We start from the raw sequence: 3161 nt of genomic DNA on the forward strand, positions 1-3161 counted from the left end.
AAACGGTAACCTTTAAGAGCCGAGAATACATCAAGTTTAAGCATGGCAAATAACTACGCGATCTCAAAGCGCTCATCAACCTGACAGAGCCCCATCAAGGGGTTTGAGGTGATGCGCGCCTTAAAGAAGAAGCAGGCCAAGATATTCCAGGTTCAATCCGGGATCAGGGGAGAGGTGCGTCTCATCGAACGTGCTTTCAACATTGGCCCTGACATGCTGACGGAAACACTTGAATACTACAAACACGAAATCGAAAAACTGGCAGCCTAAAGCCAAACAGACCTAAGCAAACTCAAACCAGATATTTTTTTGCAACAGAGCCGGTAAAGGCGAAGACGAACTTTACGGCGGCGCCGGTAACGACACAATTTCAGGAGGAGAGGATAACGACAAACTGTACGGTGAAGCCGGAAATGATACTCTAGATGGTGGCACTGGCGATGACACTCTTGAAGGAGGGAGCGGCGCTGATACTATTGAAGGTGGCCAAGGTAAGGATGCCTTAAGCGGTGACAGTGGCAACGACACCTTTCTATTCTCCGGCGATAACTTCGGTGATGACCAAATCACTGACTTTACTTCAGGCGAAGGTAGTGAAGATGTCATCGAGTTTGCCTCCGATATCTTTGCGGATTATGCGGCTGTGATTGGCGCCAGCGAGCAACAAGGCAGCGACACGATCATTCGCTATGATGAAGACAACACCATCTTGCTGCAGGGCGTCTCCTTGAGTGACCTCCATCAGGACGACTTCCGCTTCGTCTAGTGCAATAACAATCGGCTGGGCGGGACACCCGCCCAGCATTTAAAGTATTAATATATGATTTATGTTTGATCGTGATCTTAGAGTTTGTGCTTAAAGTCGACGTTATCTGTTTGCATATCCGTCGATCAATTTCGGGCTAGTTCGCTTTTACAATGTCGACGTGGTTGGAACCAAAAAACTTGCGGAGTATAAGATGGGTGGAAACTGGGTTAATGTAGAGGGTGAGAACCTTTATGAGGTGGACGAACTCGGCCTCACCGGCTTGCATAGCAAATACTCCGGGGGAAGTGAGCAGGGTGTAGCTGTAGTTATATCTAACCTTCGTGAAAATTTTTCCCTAAACGAAATATCCGATATAAACTCTCGACTAAGCAACGAAAAATCATCTCCCGGTAGACAAACACTTTCTTACCAGAATGTTGGTGATGATATCAGAAAATGGCAAGTCGATGATCGAATAGTAACAACAAATTCAATACAAACTTGAAGTGAAAATAATATTTGGTGTTTGCTAATGTATAAGCACTCTACTTTGATAGTGAATTTATTGAAAATAATGATGTACATCTTCTTAACAGCGGCATTTTTATTCATAATTATAGTACTTATCAATATCTACGATTACCACGGTAATAATGTGCTCCCTTGGAAAGAAGGGGATTTCTTTGCAGTTATTTTTTTGAACGCTGGCGGGGCGATATGCTCCTTACTTGCAGCGCTATTTGTACAATTGTTAAAAGGAAAGTGTGAGACTTCAAATGGCAAATATTAGGTTGGCTTTTGATGGCCTAAAACTTCAAGCTATCGATGTAAAAACCGGAGCAGTCGCTCGCTCTAGGGATGCTATTTCTGGCCGTCCAAATAATCAGTCAGCAAGTTTAAGTAATGTCCCCGACACCGGCCCAATCCCATCGGGTAACTGGTCCATTTCCACAGAAAACATCATAAATATGAATGACCTACCTCTTTGGAGGCAAGTTTTATCTGAAACAGGTTTTGTATCGCCGCGCGGAGGCGTATCAAGTTGGGGAAATACGTTTGTACGCATCGATGCATCCGGTGTAACAGAAACTTATGGTCGATCAGGATTTCATATTCATGGAGGAAGTGAAGCTGGGAGCGCTGGTTGTATGGCTCTGTTGCAAAAAAATATCTGGTTTGAGTTTGCTTAGGTCTGTTTGGCTTTAGGCTGCCAGTTTTTCGATTTCGTGTTTGTAGTATTCAAGTGTTTCCGTCAGCATGTCAGGGCCAATGTTGAAAGCACGTTCGATGAGACGCACCTCTCCCCTGATCCCGGATTGAACCTGGAATATCTTGGCCTGCTTCTTCTTTAAGGCGCGCATCACCTCAAACCCCTTGATGGTGGCATAAGCCGTCTTCATGGATTTGAACCCAAGTGTGGGCTTGATCAACCGCTTGAGCTTGCCATGATCTGCTTCAATCACATTGTTCAGATATTTTACCTGTCGATGTTGGGTATCTGGTGGGCATTTGCCAGTCTTTTTCAATTCAGCGATGGCCGTACCGTAAGCTGCCGCTTTATCTGTATTGATAACACGTGGCTTCTCCCAATCTTTGAAACCGCTTAAAGCCTTACCCAAAAAGCGCTTGGCAGCTTTGGCATTGCGGGTAGGGGACAGGTAAAAATCTATCGTTTCCCCGCGGTTGGTCACGGCTCTATACAAATAGATCCATTTACCTTTCACCTTGATATAGGTCTCGTCAACTTTCCAGCTGCCAGACCAGCAAGCTTTTGTATTGACCCAGTGAGTTCCTGCTCATGCTACAGTGAGGAAAATGGTAGCGATGAGTGAGACATTGGAAGACGGTTTCAAGCGTTGGACAGCGAAGCGCAAATCGGCGCTTGTTATTGAGATCCTGCAGGGCAAGACGACGGTGGCCGAGGCTAGCCGTTCTTACGACCTGTCCCGGTAATCCCCCCTTAGATTGATTGAGTTTAAAAGTAGAGATATTACTGCCTCATATTGAGGACTAGTTTTATGAAGAAATCTCGTTTCAGCGACGCGCAGATCATTTCAATATTGAAGCAAGGCGAAAACGGCATACCGGTGGCCCAACTTTGCCGTGAACATGGCATGAGCGCGGCAAGCTACTACAAATGGCGTGTATTGACCCAGCAATTTCTGCTCAAGTTATGCCGCTAATTTGTATGCCTCGTTAGGTGTCTTCATTGCAAGCGCCTGATGAGGCCTCAAGCCATTATAAAACGTAACCCAATTAGCAATTGTTCGGCTGGCATGGATTAGGCTTTCGAAGCGTTGGCGATGAACGCATTGCTCCTTCAGCGACCGGATCAATCGTTCCATCATGCCGTTCTGCTGCGGACAATATGGTGTGATGAACTCTTGGCGCAGACCGTAGCTTCGGACCAGGG

The 3161-nt window shown here is 45.9% G+C and carries 6 protein-coding genes and 3 pseudogenes; 6 read left to right on the top strand and 3 right to left on the bottom strand.

Annotation, left to right across the window (positions count from 1 at the left end; translation table 11 throughout):
- Positions 1-108 precede the first annotated feature (108 nt).
- Positions 109-270: a hypothetical protein gene (locus tag AYK82_RS18035; protein WP_156453383.1), complete on the top strand. Its 162-nt coding sequence runs from the start codon at positions 109-111 to the stop codon at positions 268-270.
- Between the two features lie 31 nt (positions 271-301).
- A pseudogene (locus AYK82_RS18640) lies at positions 302-517 on the top strand (calcium-binding protein); the annotation flags it as partial.
- A 63-nt stretch (positions 518-580) separates the two neighbouring features.
- Here AYK82_RS18640 and AYK82_RS18420 read toward each other — a convergent pair.
- Positions 581-805: a hypothetical protein gene (locus AYK82_RS18420; RefSeq protein ID WP_068317415.1), complete on the bottom strand. Its 225-nt coding sequence runs from the start codon at positions 803-805 to the stop codon at positions 581-583.
- Positions 806-959: 154 nt separating this feature from the next.
- Here AYK82_RS18420 and AYK82_RS18040 point away from each other — a divergent pair, with 154 nt between their 5' ends.
- Both AYK82_RS18040 and AYK82_RS17800 read left to right on the top strand, forming a co-directional pair.
- The gene (locus tag AYK82_RS18040; protein WP_156453384.1) at positions 960-1253 is read left to right on the top strand and encodes a hypothetical protein; all 294 of its coding nucleotides are present in this window, start codon (positions 960-962) and stop codon (positions 1251-1253) included.
- Between the two features lie 271 nt (positions 1254-1524).
- Positions 1525-1938 carry a tlde1 domain-containing protein gene (locus tag AYK82_RS17800; protein ID WP_082733960.1) on the top strand — a complete coding sequence of 138 codons (414 nt, stop codon included), beginning with the start codon at positions 1525-1527 and terminating at the stop codon, positions 1936-1938.
- Positions 1939-1950: 12 nt separating this feature from the next.
- Here the strand turns inward: AYK82_RS17800 and AYK82_RS14250 are convergent.
- Positions 1951-2502 (bottom strand): annotated as a pseudogene (locus AYK82_RS14250) (IS6 family transposase); the annotation flags it as partial.
- Between the two features lie 70 nt (positions 2503-2572).
- On the opposite strand from AYK82_RS14250, the gene AYK82_RS18515 reads away from it, so the two are divergent.
- Positions 2573-2701: a hypothetical protein gene (locus AYK82_RS18515; protein WP_279626435.1), complete on the top strand. Its 129-nt coding sequence runs from the start codon at positions 2573-2575 to the stop codon at positions 2699-2701.
- Between the two features lie 65 nt (positions 2702-2766).
- Positions 2767-2892, top strand: a pseudogene (locus tag AYK82_RS14260) (transposase); the annotation flags it as partial.
- 27 nt (positions 2893-2919) lie between these two features.
- Here the strand turns inward: AYK82_RS14260 and AYK82_RS18645 are convergent.
- Positions 2920-3159, bottom strand: coding sequence for an integrase core domain-containing protein (locus AYK82_RS18645; protein WP_425272581.1), 240 nt, complete (start codon positions 3157-3159; stop codon positions 2920-2922).
- Between the last annotated feature and the right edge of the window lie 2 nt (positions 3160-3161).

It is taken from the genome of Polycladidibacter hongkongensis, from assembly GCF_001561995.1.
Taxonomy (GTDB): Bacteria; Pseudomonadota; Alphaproteobacteria; order Rhizobiales; family Stappiaceae; genus Pseudovibrio; species Pseudovibrio hongkongensis.

Coding starts and splice junctions, on each gene's coding strand:
- AYK82_RS17800 (WP_082733960.1), top strand. CDS start 1,525: ATGGCAAATATTAGGTTGGCTTTTGATGGCCTAAAACTTCAAGCTATC.
- AYK82_RS18515 (WP_279626435.1), top strand. CDS start 2,573: ATGAGTGAGACATTGGAAGACGGTTTCAAGCGTTGGACAGCGAAGCGC.
- AYK82_RS18420 (WP_068317415.1), bottom strand. CDS start 805: ATGCTGGGCGGGTGTCCCGCCCAGCCGATTGTTATTGCACTAGACGAA.
- AYK82_RS18040 (WP_156453384.1), top strand. CDS start 960: ATGGGTGGAAACTGGGTTAATGTAGAGGGTGAGAACCTTTATGAGGTG.